Raw genomic sequence first — 16181 nt, 5'->3', positions numbered from 1 at the left:
ATTTTGCTCAGGAGTGCCAAGCATGCAGGCATTACAATTTTCACAGCCAAGCGGCCCAGCACAACTTGTTAACCTTGCTGATCAACAGCCAACAGGTTATGAGTTATGGGTCTCAATTAACGCGGTTGCCGTTAACCCCGTTGATTTGAAAGTGCAGTCTGGGATTGATTCACAAGCAAAAACACTCGGCTGGGATGCCTGTGCAACCGTAGTTGCCGTTGGTGAGTTAGTTAAAAATTTCAAAATTGGTGATCGTGTCTTTTATGCTGGTGATGTCAGCAAACCGGGCTGTTATGCAAGTCATCAAATTATTGATAGCCGTATCGTTGGCCATGCGCCTCAAACATTAGATGATCACCAAACTGCTAGCCTGCCGTTAGCGAGCTTAACGGCTTGGGAGTTATTATTTAATCGCCTGCGGATCAGTCTACAAAAAGATCATGGCAAGACATTACTCATCATCGGTGGCGCCGGTGGTGTAGGTTCGATCATGATTCAACTGGCAAAAAAAATTGCCGGCTTAAAAGTCATCACAACAGTGGGTAGCGATGAATCCAAAGATTGGTGTGAAACACTTGGCGCCGATGATACTGTCAGTCATCACGGCACCTTAGTCGATAATTACCGTGCTAAAGATTTGCCTGAGCCTGACTATATTGTTTGCCTCGGTAATAGTGATACATACTACCCAGTGATGGCTGAATTGATTAAACCTCAGGGATTAATTGGTATTGCTGTAAGCTTTGAAAAGCCAGTGGATTTAAATCTGCTGAAAAATAAAAGCGCCGGTTTGGTTTGGGAGTTTATGTTTACCCGTCCAATGCTAAATACAGATGACATCGATCAACAGCAACGTATTTTGCAACGCATTGCCGAACTCGTTGATTCAGGCGCCTTACAACACACGCTGGTGCAACAATTCGACTTTTTAACAGTCGATAACTTGCAAGCAGCCCATCAATTAATTGCCTCAGGCCACACTCGCGGCAAAATTGCTTTAGGGCCAATTTCGAATACCGATAACGCGTAGCGCCAAAAAGGTGAACGCCGTATAATTACGGGCATTCAGCATGTCAGAGGTTAATAATGGAATCGAACAACTCAGGTAAGTTTTTTGTCGGCAGTCTGGTCGTAATTGGCGTACTGGTCTTTGTCGTAAATTTAATACTTAACAGTATGTTATCGCTGGCAGATGGCGTTTTACCTCCGCCTAAAATGGATGACGATGCCATTAGTGAACGTTTAGCACCAGTTGCTCAAGAACGTATTGGTGAAGAACCTATTGTTGAAGCTGCCGCAGTTGAGGTCTCTGATGATGCCACTGCAAGTGATGCAGGTCCTGGCCAACAAATCTTTACTGCCGTTTGTGCGATGTGCCACAACTCAGGTCTGATGCAATCACCAAAACTGGGTAGCAAAGAAGACTGGGCGCCACGTATTGATAAAGGCATCGAAACACTTTACGACCATGCTTTAAATGGCTTCAAAGCAATGCCAGCTCGCGGTGGTAATGCCAGCCTCAGCGACGAAGATGTCAAAGCCGCTGTTGACTACATGGTTTCTAAAGCACAATAAAATTCTTTTTTTAAAGATAAACTGATTGAATGGCCGGACACCCGGCCATTTGTTTGTTTAGAATTTGCACTTAACCGCTAAAACGGATGCAAGCCTGACATGAATCTGCTTTCTTTTAATCTACCCTTGCTCGCTATCCTGCCATTTTTGGCGGCACCATTAGCAGCATACGTTAATCGCCATCATCGCTTGGCACCTGCATGGGTTGCTGGATTCACAGCACTTATCTCACTTGCGCTTTTACTACCGACTACGCAATCGGTCTTCGGTGGAGAAACGCTGATCCAAACTTGGCAATGGATCCCGCTGATCGGATTAGAGTTCGCTTTCCGTGTTGATGGCTTAGCGTTGATGTTTGCTTTGCTGATCTTGTTAATCGGTTTGCTGATCATTTTCTATGCGCGTTACTACCTGACATCTAAAGATTCCACAGGTCGTTTTTATGCGTATTTGTTGATGTTTATGGGCTCAATGCTTGGCATTGTCCTTTCTGAAAATATTCTGCAACTTGTTGTTTTCTGGGAATTAACATCATTAACCTCATTCCTGTTGATTAGCTTTTGGCAATATCGTCAAGATGCTCGCCAAGGTGCCCGAATGGCACTGGCAATCACAGGCGCCGGTGGACTTGCCCTATTAGGTGCCATGATCCTATTGGGACAAATGGCCGGCAGTTATCAATTAACTGATGTCTTAGCGGCATCCAATGCCATCAAAGCCGATCCCCTCTTTGTCCCGACTTTGATCCTGTTTTTACTGGGTGTGTTCACAAAATCTGCTCAGTTCCCATTCCATTTTTGGTTGCCACATGCCATGGCAGCGCCAACACCGGTATCAGCGTATCTGCATTCAGCAACCATGGTAAAAGCCGGTATTTTTTTATTAGCGCGTTTTTTCCCGGTCTTTTCAGGCACACCAGAATGGATTTGGTTAGTCGGTGGCGCCGGCATGATCACCTTGTTGATTGGTGCTTATATCGCCCTGTTTAAACATGATCTTAAAGGCTTGCTGGCTTATTCAACATTGAGCCATCTGGGGCTTATTACATTGCTGTTTGGTTTCAGCACAGAGATGGCGCTTATTGCTGCCCTCTTCCACATCATCAATCACGCCACATTTAAAGGTTCGCTGTTTATGGTTGCCGGGATCATCGATCATGAATCAGGCACCCGTGATATGCGTAAATTAAATGGTCTTTTGAAGATGATGCCGCATACCGCGGTATTGGCAATGATCGCCGCAGCGGCAATGGCTGGTGTTCCTTTACTGAATGGTTTTTTAAGCAAAGAGATGTTCTTTGAACAAGCTCTATCAGCATCAGGTGGCGGTTTAACAGCTTGGTTCGTGCCTGTGGTTGTCACGGTTGCTGCCACTTTTTCGGTTGCCTATTCACTGCGTTTTATTCACGACGTGTTTTTTAATGGTGAGCCAATCGATTTACCAAAAACACCCCATGAGCCACCACGCTTTATGAAGATCCCTGTCGATATTCTGGTAGTCCTGTGTTTACTGGTCGGTATTGCGCCAATGATTGTGTTAGCGCCAATTCTAAGCAGTGCTGCTGCTGCGAGTTTACAAACTGCTGCCCCAAGCTTCAGTCTGGCTATTTGGCATGGTTTCAATATTCCATTATTAATGAGCTTTGTTGCCATGGTGTTAGGTATTTTGCTCTACACCCAGCGTAAGAAACTGTGGGATTGGCACGAGCGAACTTTATGGCGCATCGAGGGCAAAAATATCTTCGATTGGGTCATGCGCAAAGTGATTCGTGCTGCTCGCAAAACCACGGCTTTATTTGATCGTAATTCTCTGCAACCAGCTATTACATGGATTTTGGGTGCTTCATTGTTAATTGGTCTCGCTGCTTTTGCCCAATTCCAGTCACCTGTTCTTGGAAACCGGACATTCTTACCAGTGGATGCTGTTACAGCAACTTTAGCAGTGATGCTGATGGTAGCCAGTTTGTTCACAGCCTTTTTACATCACAAACGTTTAGTGTCGTTGGTGACTATTGGTGTGGTTGGTTTGCTTGTCTCGCTCGGCTTTGTCCTATTTTCAGCACCGGATTTGGCTTTAACCCAGCTTTCTGTTGAAGTTGTGACCATCGTCTTGTTGTTGCTGGCTTTGTTCTTCTTGCCACAACATACCCCTCAAGAGCGAAGCTTTGCTCGTTATACACGTGATGGTGTGATTTCGATGTTATCGGCAGTCGGTGTATTTATGCTGACAATGGCGGTATTAAGCCGTGAGTATCAACCGATCTCACAGTTCTTCCTAGACAATGCTAAACCGGGTGGCGGTGGCACCAACGTGGTTAATGTCATCTTGGTGGATTTCCGTGGCTTCGATACCTTGGGTGAAATCGTCGTATTGGGTCTTGCCGGTCTTTGTGTTTACGCCATGTTGCATGGCCTCAAATTGGCAGCACCAAGTAAAGACATTGATGGTATTACCTGGAGTCATGACCCACATCCACCAATCATGCAAACGCTCACACGCTTGCTATTCCCATTGATGTTAATGGTTGCGGTATTCATCTTTATTCGCGGTCATAACTTACCTGGTGGTGGCTTTATCGCCGGTCTTATTGCGGCGGTAGCTTTGATTTCACAATACCTAGCAAATGGTATTGATTGGACAAATGAGCGTCTCAAATCAGATATGCATATTGTGATTGCCCTAGGTTTAGCAATCGCTGTGGTAACAGGTTTGGTGCCGTTATTCCTCGGCTTCCCATTCTTAACAACTGCCTTTACTTATCTGACTTGGCCTGTAGTGGGTACCTTTGAAATTGCCAGTGCGATTGCCTTTGACTTAGGTGTTTTCCTTGTTGTCGTTGGTAGCGCCGTGATGATTTTGGTTGAGTTAGGCAAACTCAGTCATGCCGCCCACTTTATTAATGCAGAGGAGTGAAACTAATGGAGTGGCTGATCGCTTCAGTAATTGCTGTGATGACGGGTTGCGGCGTGTTTTTAACACTTCGTGCTCGCACTTTTCCGGTCGTATTAGGTTTAACCCTATTAGCCTACGCAGTGAATGTTTTTTTATTTTCGATGGGAAGATTACAGGTCGGTTTACCTGCCATCATTGATAAAACGGCACCGGCTTATACCGATCCATTACCACAAGCTTTGGTACTAACGGCCATTGTTATCGCGTTTGGTATGACCTCTTTTCTAATCGTTTTAGCGTTAAAAGCGCGTAGCGAATTAGGTAATGATCATGTTGATGGTATTCATAAGTCCGATGATGAACGCCAAGCGGCCAAGTACCTGAAAAGCACAACCAACTCAGGGGATTTGGCTAAATGAATCAGTTCGCCAGCTTTCCTGTCTTACTGCCACTTATTGGCGGTATTTTCGTCCTGTTAGCACAACGTGCGGGTATCGGTGCTCAACGCTTAATCAACTTTGTTTTCACACTGGGTTTACTTGGCCTGACCATTTGGGGACTGCAACAAGCCATTAGTGGTGAATACCAAGTGATTCTGCTCGGTGATTGGGAAGCGCCATTTGGCATCGTTATGGTGCTGGATCAGTTATCAGCACTGATGTTGGTTATCACTGCATTGTTAGCACTCGCCGCGCTTTGGTATGCCATGACCACAGATGTTGATAAACAGGGTCATCATTTCCACGTGTTATTCCAACTGCAATTATTTGGCTTAAACGGTGCCTTTATGACAGGCGACGTCTTTAACCTGTTTGTCTTCTTCGAAGTGTTATTGCTGGCCTCATACGGCTTATTACTTCACGGTGGTGGCCGATTAAAAACCCGTGCAGGTTTGCACTATGTCGTGATTAACTTAATTGGTTCGACGTTATTCTTATTTGCTGTCGGTACGCTATACGGCATCCTAGGTACGCTAAATATTGCTGATATGGCAATTGCCATGCAGTTTGTTGAGCCACAAGATCGTGGCGTAGTCGCTGCGGCAGGTTTATTACTGCTGGTCGTCTTTGGTATCAAAGCTGCCATGTTCCCACTGTATTTATGGTTACCCGGTGCTTATAGCTATACCTCAGCCCCAGTTGCTGCCTTGTTTGCGATCATGACCAAAGTTGGCCTTTATGCAATGATTCGTGTTCACGGCACAATCTTTGGTGAATCGGCTGGTGCGCTTGCCTACATTCATAGCGATTGGATTTTGGTATTAGGCTTGGTCACTTTAGGTCTGGCGGCTTTAGGTGTATTGGCTGCCCGCATACTCCGCCAACAAGTTGCTTATTTAATCCTAGCATCAGTTGCGACCTTATTAGTTGCTATTGGTATCAATTCAGAAGCAGCTTTCTCAGCCACTATTTACTACCTCATTCACTCCACCTTTATTGGTGCGGCATTGTTCTTGTTGGCGGATGTGATTCGGATCGCGCGTGGTACGCATGCTGATTCATTCACTAAAGCGACGCCTGTCGCACAACCCATTTTGGTTGGTGGTGTGTTTATGTTATTAGCCATTGCTGTGACAGGTATGCCGCCACTTTCTGGCTTCTTTGGCAAAGTCATGATTCTTAATGCAGCAATCATGCATAGCTGGTTTTGGACGATTTTGATTGTTGTTTTAGTCGCTGGTTTATTGATGATTTATGCCATGGCGCGTACTGGTTCACTCTTGTTTTACAGTGTTCAAGCCGCTCAAGATAAGTCGGCGCCAAGTCTTAATAAGTCAGCATTTGCAGCCATCATTTTCTTACTGGTGATTAGTCCATTAATGGTGATTTTTGCCAAACCGATCACTGACTTAACAACAGAAATTGCCGTTCAGCAAATTGATCATGCTGGTTATATTGAAGCGGTGACCAGTCAGCGTCCAATGAGTGAGGTGAGCAAATGAGTTGGTCACGCATTTTTCCACATCCAGTTTTATCACTGATCCTGTGGTTTATCTGGCTGTTATTAAATAACACTGCCAGTGCTGGGCATATGGTCTTGGGTGCATTACTGGCGATTTTTATTCCCTGGTTTACCTCAGGTTTTTGGCCTGAAACAGTCCGTATCAAAAAACCTGTTTTGTTATTTAAGTACATCGTTTTGGTACTGTGGGAAATCATGGTCGCCAACCTTGTGGTCGCCAAAATGATCATGGGACGCGCAGCTAGTTTAAATCCCGGCTTTATTTCGTATGAGCTAAGTCTGCAATCACCGATTGCGATTAGCTTGCTCGCGAACACCATTTCTTTAACACCGGGCACGGTAAGTTGTGACCTGTCTGAAGATGGCAAAAGCTTATTAATTCATGCGCTACACATCAAAGATGCGGCAGCGATTAAGGCGGAAATTGCCGAAAAATTTGAGCAGCCATTAGGGGAGATTTTTACCTGATGTTATTAACTACTGCTATCACCATCAGTTTTGTACTTGTGGGAATCGCTCTATTGTTAAGCTTTATTCGATTGGTCATTGGCCCAACTATGCCAGACCGTATTTTGGCATTAGATACCTTGTACATTAATTCCATCGCCATGCTGATCCTGCTTGGGATTTATCTCGACAGTGCGCTGTATTTTGAAGCGGCACTATTGATTGCCGTGATGGGATTTATGGGAACGCTGGCGCTAAGCAAATATTTGCTGCGCGGCGATATTATGGAGTAAGTCATGTTTGACACTATTCTGGCTATTCTCATCATTCTCGGCGGTTTTTTTACCTTGGTCGGCTCTATCGGCCTGTTTAAACTACCTGACTTTTATATGCGCCTGCATGGCCCAACCAAAGCGAGTACGCTGGGTGTCGGTGCCATTCTGATTGCCTCAGCGATTTACTTCACCAGTCAATCAGGTCACATTAGCCTGCATGAAATCTTAGTCACGTTGTTTTTATTTATTACCGCCCCTGTCAGCGCACATCTGATGGCTAAAGCGGCAATACATATCAAAGTGAAACAAGTTGAACGTACTCGCCAAATTGACGAAAAATAAGTGACCGAAAAATCTAAAATCTGGGTAGATGCTGATGCCTGCCCAGTAGTTATCAAAGAAATTCTCTACCGAGCAGCGACGCGTACAGAAATACAAACCACTTTTGTCGCAAACCATAGCTTAAGACTGCCACCCTCGCCGTTTCTGACTTTTCTACAAGTACAATCAGGTTTTGATGTTGCTGATAATGAAATTGTCCAACGCTTACAACCTGGTGATTTAGTTGTAACAGCTGATATCCCGTTGGCTGCAGAAGCTATTGAGAAAGGTGCTTTAGCATTGAATCCACGCGGTGAGCTTTATACCAAAGACAGTATTCAAGCGCGTTTAACCATGCGTAATTTTATGGAAACAATGCGTAGCAGTGGTGAACAAATCAGTGGCCCTGCTAGCTTTCATCAACGTGATCGTCAGGCATTTGCTAACCAACTTGATAAGTGGTTATTTAACCAAAAGAAGTAATCCTGCCGAAAGCAATTTGGATGTTTATCAATTGATGACAAACGTCCATTTCAGAATCAATGGTGATGGTGCCCTTGACCATCAATCACCGTCACTACAGGTGCAGGATAACTTAAACCACTGCCACCATGACCTGCATGCCCCATATTATGACCAGCATGTGCATCATGACCTCGATGCTCTGAATGCGCGTCAGTTTGTTGTTCAGGGGTTTGAACCCAATGTTTTGCTCCCACCACACATTCTTGATGGACGGGGAAATACAGCTTGTAAGTATTACCAACAGCAACGAGCCCTTTGAAGACAAACTCATCAAAGTGGTCATCAGCCAACGTGTTGCCATACCAGGTGATTTTAGTGACATCTTCATGATGTAGTTTGCCATGCCATTCGTATGGTGTTTCACGCGGCGTTGTCACAATATCAACCTGCCAGCCCGGTTTCGGCATCGGCTTAGCACCCCGAAAACCATCTGGCATATCAATGGTAATTTTGGTTGTCGCCGAACCATCACAGCCATGTGAAATCGACATGACACCTTTATATTGGCTACCACTCTCGGCTTGGGTTTGTTCCAAGGCAGCATGAGAGTAAGCCAAACTTGGCAATAACATGGCGGCGACCACATAGCGTAATTTCATTCGGTTATCCCTTAAATTTATTTCAGCATGTCTCGAATATTAGACAAATGTGCCTTACCACGCACCTTTCTCTCTTCTGGATCGACCTGTGTTTTTTCAGTCATCCAGATCAAATCTTCTGGTGGAAGTTCTCGTAAAAAACGGCTCTCTTCACAGTCCATTTTTTCACCAAAGCGTTTACGACTATTCGCCAAAGTCATCACCAGACTTCTCTGCGCACGGGTGATACCGACATAAGTCAGACGTCGTTCTTCTTCGATAGTATCGGACTCGATGCTGTTTCGGTGCGGTAGGATTTCTTCTTCCATGCCGATCATAAACACATGAGGAAACTCGAGTCCTTTAGCAGCATGTAGGGTCATCAGATGTACTGCGTCATCCTGATTTTCTTCTGCTTGTCTGTCCAAAATATCCATCAGGGTTAAACGTGCAGCAATATCACCAATCGACTTTTCTTCGGTGTCTTGGTCAATCAAGCGCTCGATCCAGTTCACCAATTCAGTGACATTTTCCATCCGCCGCTCGGCTTTAGTTGGATCACCACAGGTTTCTTCCAACCAGCCGCGATAATCGATTTCTTCGATCATGTCTTTGATGGCTTCTAGCAAATTGCCTCGTGCAGCACGATCAGCAATATCAACTAACCATTTACTAAAAACGTCTAAATGCTGGACTGATTTAGTCGGTAGATTTTCAGCAAGTCCCATCTCAAAACAGGCACCAAATAAGCTGGTACGTCGTTTACCCGCATATTCGCCGAGTGCTTGTAAGGTTGATGAGCCAATACCACGTCGTGGCGTATTGATAACACGCAAGAAAGCATTATCGTCATCTTGGTTCGCCAACAAGCGAAGGTAAGCCATGATGTCTTTGACTTCGACACGCGAGAAGAACGATGTGCCACCGGTTAAAAAGTACGGCACATTATTTTCACGCAGCATTTTTTCAATCGGGCGTGACTGATGATTACTGCGATAAAGAATGGCGTAATCTTTGAAATCGGCCTGATGTTTTAGCTTGTGATAAAGCAACTCAGAGACGACTTTTTCAGACTCATGTTGGTCATCACGACAACCAATAACCCGAATCGGATCGCCCTCACCCATCGCGCTCCACAATGCTTTATCAAACACGTGGGGATTGTTACTAATGAGTTGGTTGGCAACGCGTAAAATGCGTCCCATCGAACGATAATTTTGTTCGAGCTTGATTAACTTCAAACGTGGAAAGTCAGTCTGTAATTGCGCCAGATTTTCTGGTCTTGCACCACGCCATGAATAAACCGATTGATCGTCGTCGCCCACCACGGTGAGCTTTTCACGAATACCGACCAACTGTTTTACAAGTTCGTACTGACAGCCATTGGTATCTTGGTATTCATCGACCAGTAAATAGTGAATTTTGGCCTGCCATTTTTGTAGCACCTCACGATGCTCGCGAAACAGCACCACCGGCTGCAAAATCAGATCATCGAAATCAACCGCGTTATAGGCTTTTAAGGCCTGTACATAACGAGGATAAACTTGAGCGGCAAATTGCTGCTGAGCGCCATCAGCAACTTGGGCTGCCTGCTCAGGCATGATGAGCTGGTTTTTCCAGTCGGAAATTTGAGTTTGCACCTGCTGGGCATGATCACTGTCAGCCGCAAAATCTCGTCCCATCAGATCACGCAAGACAGCAAGGCTGTCCAAAGCATCAAAGATAGAAAATCCCGGACGATAACCCAATGACTGACATTCACGACGTAAAATCGTCAGACCCAAAGTGTGGAAAGTCGACACCATCAAACCACGTGTTGAGACATCTTTATTGGCCATCAACTCAGCAACACGGCTTTTCATTTCACGGGCGGCTTTATTGGTAAAAGTCACCGCAGCAATATTGCTGGCTTTTAGGCCACACTGCTCAATGAGATAGGCAATTTTCCGAGTAATTACCCGTGTTTTACCACTACCTGCACCTGCTAAAACTAATAACGGTCCATCAATGTAACGCACAGCTTCCCGCTGTTGCGGATTTAAGTCATTCACAAATATTTAATGCGCTGTATCGAGACGGCGATAGCCAATCGCCTCGGTTAGGTGGCTAGTTTGGATCTGTTTACTACCGGCTAAATCGGCAATCGTTCGTGCCACTTTTAAGATCCGGTGATAAGCCCTTGCGGATAAATCGAGGCGGTTAATTGCCTGCTCTACTAATTGAAAATCCTGTTCCTGCAAAGGGCAAAATTCCTCAAGTTGGTTTTGTTTTAATACTGCGTTTGCCACACCTGCGCGCTGCTGCTGTATTTGACGGGCTTTTATCACTCTTGCTCGCACCGTTGCAGAGCTTTCTGGTTTGACCTTTTCTAACGTTGGTCGAAGCAATTTTTTATCAACCGGCGGCACTTCCACCAGCAAATCAATACGATCCAATAACGGGCCGGAGATCTTAGCACGGTAACGCCTGACCTGCTCCAACGTACAGTGACATCTTGCTTGTCCTAAATAGCCACACGGACATGGATTCATTGCCGCGACTAACTGAAACTGTGATGGAAACTCGGCCTGATTGGCTGCCCGAGAAACCGTAATTTTGCCAGATTCAATTGGCTCGCGAAGCACTTCTAATACTTTTCGCTCAAACTCAGGCAATTCGTCTAAAAATAAAACACCATGATGCGCTAATGAGATTTCGCCAGGCCTTGGATGACTCCCGCCACCGACTAAGGCAACCGCTGAAGCAGTATGGTGTGGCGAACGAAATGGTCTTTGATGCCAGTTATTAATACTAAAGCCGTGACTCGCTATCGAGTGAATGGTCGCAGTTTCTATCGCCTCTTGCTCTGTCATCGGCGGCAAAATGCCTGGTAAACGACTGGCTAACATGGTTTTGCCAGTTCCTGGAGGTCCAGCAAATAAGAGGCTATGGCCACCTGCTGCTGCAATTTCTAATGCACGGCGAGCCATAGCTTGCCCTTTCACATCCTCTAAATCAGCATATTGCGGGTTAACGTGGTTTTGTTGAGACTTAGTTTCTGGCAACACAATTTGTTGATGCAGATGCCCGCAGACTTCTAATAAATTCTTGGCAGCAAAACTAGTCAGGTTACCAGTCAGCGCAGCTTCAACGGCATTATCCGATGGCACCAATAGTTGTCTGCCCGCCTCTCTGGCAGCTAATGCGGTTGGTAAAACACCGCGAACAGCACGTAATTCACCGGTTAAACTTAATTCGCCAATACATTCTAAGTTTTCTAAAGCAGACATCGGTATTTGCTGCGAGGCAGCTAAAATCCCCAAGGCAATCGGTAAATCGAACCTACCGCCCTCTTTTGGTAGATCGGCTGGCGCCAGATTTATCGTGATGCGTTGTTGGGGAAAATTAAATTGTGAATTTATAATGGCTGACCGCACACGGTCTTTGCTTTCTCTAACAGCCGTTTCCGGCATGCCGACAATTGATAAGCTCGGCAGTCCATTGGAAAGATGGACTTCAATGCTAACTTGCTGTGCGTGGACGCCGGTTAATGCTCGGCTCAAAACTATCGAGGTACTCATAACCTATCCTTGGTCGTGAACGTCGATTCATTCTATCGGAAATCAGCAAAATATGTTGCCTGAAATTGGAAAAACCAAGTTGCTAAATATTCATGCAAGATGCCGATTTTATTAACAAAATTTTAGTGATTTTGCGACAAGTCACCTATATTTTCGGGTTGACTTAACACTTTTCTATGTTAACTTTGTTGCTAACAACTATTCTGTTATTTTTTCCGGAGACCCCATGATCAAGCTACGCTTGAGCACACTTTTTTTACTTTTTTCCAGTGCTTTGAGCACTGCTGTCCTAGCCGATGAAGTTACACTTGATGATGGTAGTGTACTCAAAGGTAGTATCAAACAGATTGTCGATGACCGTCTGGTGATGGACACAGCCTTTGCTAATGAAGTGACAATTGACTTCAGCAAGGTCACCAAAATCAGTACAGATGAAAAGTACATGATTCAGCTGAAAAGCAGTGATCGTGTTGTTGGCCAAATCGTTCAAGATGGAAACCAACATCGCTTAACACAAACGGCATTTGGTGATGTTCCCCTTGATCCAAGCCAAATTCAAACCCTGTGGCCTACAGATTCTGCCAAGCCACAAATCGCTGAGTTAGAGCAAGTTTACGAACAAAAACTGGCAGATGCTGAAGAGGCGAAACAGCAAGAAGTGCAACAAATGCAAGAAGCGTATGAATCGCAACTTGCGGTTGTTCGTACTGAAAACGCGAAGTTAAAAGATCCATGGAGCGGTAATCTAGCTATCGGTATTCAGGGCGCAAGCGGTAATACTGACCGTTTTGCCGCAACCGGCCGTGGTGAGCTTTATCGCGAAACCGATGCCGAGCGTATGGCGATGTATCTTGAAATCAACTATGCCAAAGAAGATGACGAACAAACTGAAAATGAAAAGTTAGCGGGTATCTCTCTTGAGCGTGATATCAGCGAAAAATACTTCGCGCGTGGTAGTGCTGACTTTGAGATCGATGATTTTGAAGAATTGGATTTACGTGCCATTACGACAGCAAGTTTAGGTCGCTTCTTTATTCGTGAAGAAGATTTAGTATTTAAAGGCTTCGCCGGTTTGGGTTACCGTTTTGAAAGCTACGCTGACGGTACCAACGAAAAAGATCCAACGGCCGTCTTTGGTTACGACGTTGATTATCGTATGAGTGATCGTCTGCGTTTATTCCATGACACTACATACTACCCATCATTTAGTAGCCCTGGTAAGAATTATCTCCTCGTGACTAACTTTGGTGGTGAGATGCCTATCACCAATGATGAAGCGTGGAAGTTACGAGCTACTCTGCGTAGTCAGTACAACAGCCAACCAGCTGCTGAAGCTGAAAAAACAGATACTAGCTACCGCTTAAATCTGGTTTACGACTGGGATTAATACACTCTCAATCGTTGGATATAAAAAAACCGTCATTCATTTCTGGATGACGGTTTTTTTGTATCTGCGAGACTTAAAAATTAATCTAAGTAGCTGCAGCAGTAATCGACTAGTGTTGTGATTTGTAAATCAAATGACGCATTAGCAGGGACATTGAATGATTGACCCGCAACAATACTGTTCCACTCAGTTTCACCTTTTAAACGGTATTGCAGTTCACCCGCTAAGATTTCCATCAGCTCGGCTTTTTCCGTACCAAAGGTGTAATCACCCGGCATCATAATGCCTAGTGTTTTATAGCTACCATCAGCAAAGGTGACTTTACGGCTGGTGACTTTGCCATCAAAGTAAATGTTGGCTTCACGGGTAACCGTGACGTTTTCAAATGTAGACATAGGCGCCTTTTATTTCGATTGTTGAGATTGTTCTAATTCCGCGACACGCTTTTCTAGTGCCTCAAGTTTTTCGCGGGTACGCAATAATACCTGAGACTGGACTTCAAATTCTTCACGGGTCACTAAATCCAGTTTATTAAAAGTGGCGGTAAGACCTGCCCGGATATTTTTTTCAGCATCATCCCGCATTTGCACAACACCTGATGGCAATGCTTTGTTGATACTGTCGATGATTTCATCAAATTTTTTGGGATCGATCATAGTGGTTCCTTATCACTTTTTATGGCACTTATTGTACGTCAATCTGTCTTTGACTCAATCAGAACGCTTTTGTTTGCCGCGAAGCAGATTGCTCGCTATGCTGTGTTTATGTTTTTAATCAGGAAATAACATGTCTGCTATTGAAATAACGGCTTTACTTATTGTTGCCATCATCGCTTCTGTCATTATCGGTATTTTTATTGGCCGTCGGATGAATGTCGATAACCAAGAAGCGTTACGTCAGCTCAATACTGAGCATGAAAAACAATTACTCGAGAAGCAGACAGAACTCGATGTTTACCGCGACAAAGTGCACGCCCACTTTGATAAAACAGCTGGCTTGTTTGTTAACATGGCAGGTTCTTACAAAGATCTGTTTGATCACCTCTCAGCAGGCTATGACCAACTTGGTGAACTGGGTATGGATAAGAAATTACCAGAACGTGCTGGGGCATTACTTGATGGCCCTGAAGCCAATGAACAGCAAGTTGAAGCGGATTCATTCACTCCGGATTACAGCAAAATCACAGCTACTGCTGGCAACAAAGATCTCTAATTACTTTTTACCCAATAACGAGCCGAGGATCCCTCTCACCAAACGTTGACCGATTTGTGAGCCAATAGAACGCATCGCACTTTTAGTAAAGGCTTCCAAAGGGGTTTCTCGACTTGATTTACGTTTTTCAGGTTGCTGTTTTTGTTCTTCCAGCGCCTTTTTCTGCATCAGTTCCGTACGCTCAGCCAACAATTCATGCGCTGACTCACGGTCAATGACCTTGTCATAAACACCAGCGACCAAAGAGTGTTGTATTAGCGCCATTCTCTGCGCAGGTGTGACAGGTCCAATCTGAGCTTGGGGTGGTTTAATAATCGTACGTTGTACCATGCCCGGACGGCCTTTTTCATCAAGCATTGAAACCAAAGCTTCACCCACACCTAACTGGGGTAAAACATCTACCGATGAAAATGCTGGGTTGGCATAAAAAGTTTCGGCCGCAGCCTTAATTGCTTTTTGATCTTTTGCTGTGTAAGCCCGCAGTGCATGCTGAATACGGTTACCTAATTGGCCCAAAACACTGTCAGGAATATCGGTAGGATTTTGGGTGACAAAATAAACACCCACACCTTTTGAGCGAATTAATCGAACGACTTGTTCAACTTTGTCCAATAAGGCTTTTGGGGCATCATCAAAAATAAGATGAGCTTCATCAAAAAACAATACCAATTTGGGTTTATCGTCATCACCGACTTCTGGTAACTGCTCAAATAACTCTGATAACAACCACAACAGGAAACTGCCATAGAGCTGTGGTGACTGCATTAACTTATCAGCAGCTAACAGATTGATTAGGCCGCGACCGTTTTCGTCGGTTTGCATCAAATCATCAAGATTTAATACCGGTTCGGCAAATAATTTATCGGCACCTTGTGTTTCTAAAACCAGTAAACGACGCTGAATCGCCCCAATACTTGCGGCTGAGACATTGCCGTAGGTCGTTTGAAAAGTACTGGCATTTTCAGCCACAAACTGCAGCATAGCTCTCAAGTCTTTGAGATCAAGCACCAACCAACCATTATCATCAGCAACTCGAAACACCAGCGTTAATACGCCTTGCTGAGTATCATTAAGCTGCATTAAACGCGATAACAGCAATGGTCCCATATCAGAAATTGTGGTCCGAACCGGGTGACCTTGTTCACCAAATACATCCCAACAAGTGGTGCTGTAGCCTGTGAACTGAAAATCTGACAATTGCATCATTTCAACACGTTCAGCAATTTTAGGATGAGGCTGACCTGGCTGACTAATCCCCGATAAATCGCCTTTTATATCTGCCGCAAATACTGGCACACCAATTTGGCTAAAGCCTTCAGCAAGCCCTTGTAAGGTGACCGTCTTGCCAGTACCCGTTGCCCCAGCAACAAGACCATGACGATTGGCCATATTCGATAATAAATAGACCGGCTCTGTGGATTGGCCAATAAAAATCGGGATTGTCATG

The 16181-nt window shown here is 44.8% G+C and carries 17 protein-coding genes; 11 read left to right on the top strand and 6 right to left on the bottom strand.

Annotated elements, in window-relative coordinates; all coding sequences use genetic code 11:
• Nucleotides 1-22: 22 nt before the first annotated feature.
• From OMP94_RS00855 to OMP94_RS00815, 9 genes are all read left to right on the top strand, one after another.
• Nucleotides 23-1030, top strand: coding sequence for a zinc-binding alcohol dehydrogenase family protein (locus OMP94_RS00855; RefSeq protein ID WP_266274949.1), 1008 nt, complete (start codon nucleotides 23-25; stop codon nucleotides 1028-1030).
• A 56-nt stretch (nucleotides 1031-1086) separates the two neighbouring features.
• Nucleotides 1087-1575: a c-type cytochrome gene (locus OMP94_RS00850; RefSeq protein WP_266274947.1), complete on the top strand. Its 489-nt coding sequence runs from the start codon at nucleotides 1087-1089 to the stop codon at nucleotides 1573-1575.
• A gap of 99 nt (nucleotides 1576-1674) precedes the next feature.
• Nucleotides 1675-4488, top strand: a complete 2814-nt coding sequence (locus OMP94_RS00845) for a monovalent cation/H+ antiporter subunit A (RefSeq protein WP_266274945.1) — start codon at nucleotides 1675-1677, stop codon at nucleotides 4486-4488.
• A 5-nt stretch (nucleotides 4489-4493) separates the two neighbouring features.
• Nucleotides 4494-4886 (top strand): Na+/H+ antiporter subunit C, encoded by a 393-nt coding sequence (locus OMP94_RS00840; RefSeq protein ID WP_266274943.1) that lies wholly within the window; start codon nucleotides 4494-4496, stop codon nucleotides 4884-4886.
• On the top strand, nucleotides 4883-6409 hold the full coding sequence (locus tag OMP94_RS00835) for a monovalent cation/H+ antiporter subunit D (RefSeq protein WP_266274938.1): 1527 nt from the start codon (nucleotides 4883-4885) through the stop codon (nucleotides 6407-6409). Before OMP94_RS00840 ends, OMP94_RS00835 begins: the two co-directional genes overlap by 4 nt.
• Nucleotides 6406-6897 carry a Na+/H+ antiporter subunit E gene (locus tag OMP94_RS00830; protein ID WP_266274935.1) on the top strand — a complete coding sequence of 164 codons (492 nt, stop codon included), beginning with the start codon at nucleotides 6406-6408 and terminating at the stop codon, nucleotides 6895-6897. The genes OMP94_RS00835 and OMP94_RS00830 overlap by 4 nt, the downstream gene beginning before the upstream one ends.
• The gene (locus OMP94_RS00825; protein ID WP_266274932.1) at nucleotides 6897-7169 is read left to right on the top strand and encodes a K+/H+ antiporter subunit F; all 273 of its coding nucleotides are present in this window, start codon (nucleotides 6897-6899) and stop codon (nucleotides 7167-7169) included. Before OMP94_RS00830 ends, OMP94_RS00825 begins: the two co-directional genes overlap by 1 nt.
• A 3-nt stretch (nucleotides 7170-7172) precedes the next feature.
• Complete coding sequence (locus tag OMP94_RS00820; protein ID WP_266274930.1) at nucleotides 7173-7493, top strand: Na+/H+ antiporter subunit G; 321 nt, start codon at nucleotides 7173-7175, stop codon at nucleotides 7491-7493.
• Nucleotides 7494-7955, top strand: coding sequence for a YaiI/YqxD family protein (locus OMP94_RS00815; RefSeq protein ID WP_266274928.1), 462 nt, complete (start codon nucleotides 7494-7496; stop codon nucleotides 7953-7955). It abuts the gene before it with no gap.
• 56 nt (nucleotides 7956-8011) lie between these two features.
• Here the strand turns inward: OMP94_RS00815 and OMP94_RS00810 are convergent, their stop codons facing one another.
• From OMP94_RS00810 to OMP94_RS00800, 3 genes are read right to left on the bottom strand one after another with little or no spacing between them, the layout of a single operon-like run.
• Complete coding sequence (locus tag OMP94_RS00810; protein ID WP_266274926.1) at nucleotides 8012-8596, bottom strand: YcnI family protein; 585 nt, start codon at nucleotides 8594-8596, stop codon at nucleotides 8012-8014.
• A gap of 17 nt (nucleotides 8597-8613) precedes the next feature.
• The gene (rep, locus tag OMP94_RS00805; RefSeq protein WP_266274924.1) at nucleotides 8614-10626 is read right to left on the bottom strand and encodes a DNA helicase Rep; all 2013 of its coding nucleotides are present in this window, start codon (nucleotides 10624-10626) and stop codon (nucleotides 8614-8616) included.
• Nucleotides 10627-10632: 6 nt separating this feature from the next.
• Nucleotides 10633-12135 (bottom strand): YifB family Mg chelatase-like AAA ATPase, encoded by a 1503-nt coding sequence (locus OMP94_RS00800; protein ID WP_266274922.1) that lies wholly within the window; start codon nucleotides 12133-12135, stop codon nucleotides 10633-10635.
• 226 nt (nucleotides 12136-12361) lie between these two features.
• On the opposite strand from OMP94_RS00800, the gene OMP94_RS00795 reads away from it, so the two are divergent.
• Nucleotides 12362-13522 carry a DUF481 domain-containing protein gene (locus tag OMP94_RS00795; protein ID WP_266274920.1) on the top strand — a complete coding sequence of 387 codons (1161 nt, stop codon included), beginning with the start codon at nucleotides 12362-12364 and terminating at the stop codon, nucleotides 13520-13522.
• An 80-nt stretch (nucleotides 13523-13602) separates the two neighbouring features.
• Here OMP94_RS00795 and OMP94_RS00790 read toward each other — a convergent pair whose 3' ends face one another.
• Together OMP94_RS00790 and ubiK are read right to left on the bottom strand one after the other, a co-directional pair.
• Entirely contained in the window at nucleotides 13603-13917 is a 315-nt protein-coding gene (locus tag OMP94_RS00790; protein WP_266274918.1) for a pyrimidine/purine nucleoside phosphorylase, read from the bottom strand.
• Nucleotides 13918-13926: 9 nt separating this feature from the next.
• Nucleotides 13927-14178, bottom strand: a complete 252-nt coding sequence (gene ubiK / locus OMP94_RS00785; protein WP_266274916.1) for a ubiquinone biosynthesis accessory factor UbiK — start codon at nucleotides 14176-14178, stop codon at nucleotides 13927-13929.
• A 130-nt stretch (nucleotides 14179-14308) separates the two neighbouring features.
• Between ubiK and OMP94_RS00780 the strand changes: the two genes are divergently transcribed.
• On the top strand, nucleotides 14309-14734 hold the full coding sequence (locus OMP94_RS00780) for a ZapG family protein (RefSeq protein ID WP_266274914.1): 426 nt from the start codon (nucleotides 14309-14311) through the stop codon (nucleotides 14732-14734).
• Here the strand turns inward: OMP94_RS00780 and OMP94_RS00775 are convergent, their stop codons facing one another.
• The gene (locus OMP94_RS00775) at nucleotides 14735-16180 is read right to left on the bottom strand and encodes a helicase HerA-like domain-containing protein (protein ID WP_266274912.1); all 1446 of its coding nucleotides are present in this window, start codon (nucleotides 16178-16180) and stop codon (nucleotides 14735-14737) included. It abuts the gene before it with no gap.
• Nucleotide 16181: the final 1 nt, after the last annotated feature.

Origin of the sequence: Methylophaga sp. OBS3 (assembly GCF_026319325.1) — a bacterium.
Lineage (GTDB): Bacteria > Pseudomonadota > Gammaproteobacteria > Nitrosococcales > Methylophagaceae > Methylophaga.
The sequence above is the reverse complement of the archived record's forward strand: the minus strand, read 5'-3'. Positions and strand labels throughout refer to the sequence as shown.

What these genes read in the sequence shown, in the direction of transcription:
- OMP94_RS00800 (WP_266274922.1), bottom strand. Translation starts at nt 12,135, where the DNA reads ATGAGTACCTCGATAGTTTTGAGCCGAGCATTAACCGGCGTCCACGCA.
- OMP94_RS00850 (WP_266274947.1), top strand. Translation starts at nt 1,087, where the DNA reads ATGGAATCGAACAACTCAGGTAAGTTTTTTGTCGGCAGTCTGGTCGTA.
- OMP94_RS00775 (WP_266274912.1), bottom strand. Translation starts at nt 16,180, where the DNA reads ATGACAATCCCGATTTTTATTGGCCAATCCACAGAGCCGGTCTATTTA.
- OMP94_RS00825 (WP_266274932.1), top strand. Translation starts at nt 6,897, where the DNA reads ATGTTATTAACTACTGCTATCACCATCAGTTTTGTACTTGTGGGAATC.
- OMP94_RS00840 (WP_266274943.1), top strand. Translation starts at nt 4,494, where the DNA reads ATGGAGTGGCTGATCGCTTCAGTAATTGCTGTGATGACGGGTTGCGGC.
- OMP94_RS00855 (WP_266274949.1), top strand. Translation starts at nt 23, where the DNA reads ATGCAGGCATTACAATTTTCACAGCCAAGCGGCCCAGCACAACTTGTT.
- OMP94_RS00810 (WP_266274926.1), bottom strand. Translation starts at nt 8,596, where the DNA reads ATGAAATTACGCTATGTGGTCGCCGCCATGTTATTGCCAAGTTTGGCT.
- OMP94_RS00835 (WP_266274938.1), top strand. Translation starts at nt 4,883, where the DNA reads ATGAATCAGTTCGCCAGCTTTCCTGTCTTACTGCCACTTATTGGCGGT.
- ubiK (WP_266274916.1), bottom strand. Translation starts at nt 14,178, where the DNA reads ATGATCGATCCCAAAAAATTTGATGAAATCATCGACAGTATCAACAAA.
- OMP94_RS00820 (WP_266274930.1), top strand. Translation starts at nt 7,173, where the DNA reads ATGTTTGACACTATTCTGGCTATTCTCATCATTCTCGGCGGTTTTTTT.
- OMP94_RS00845 (WP_266274945.1), top strand. Translation starts at nt 1,675, where the DNA reads ATGAATCTGCTTTCTTTTAATCTACCCTTGCTCGCTATCCTGCCATTT.
- OMP94_RS00790 (WP_266274918.1), bottom strand. Translation starts at nt 13,917, where the DNA reads ATGTCTACATTTGAAAACGTCACGGTTACCCGTGAAGCCAACATTTAC.
- OMP94_RS00795 (WP_266274920.1), top strand. Translation starts at nt 12,362, where the DNA reads ATGATCAAGCTACGCTTGAGCACACTTTTTTTACTTTTTTCCAGTGCT.
- OMP94_RS00780 (WP_266274914.1), top strand. Translation starts at nt 14,309, where the DNA reads ATGTCTGCTATTGAAATAACGGCTTTACTTATTGTTGCCATCATCGCT.
- OMP94_RS00830 (WP_266274935.1), top strand. Translation starts at nt 6,406, where the DNA reads ATGAGTTGGTCACGCATTTTTCCACATCCAGTTTTATCACTGATCCTG.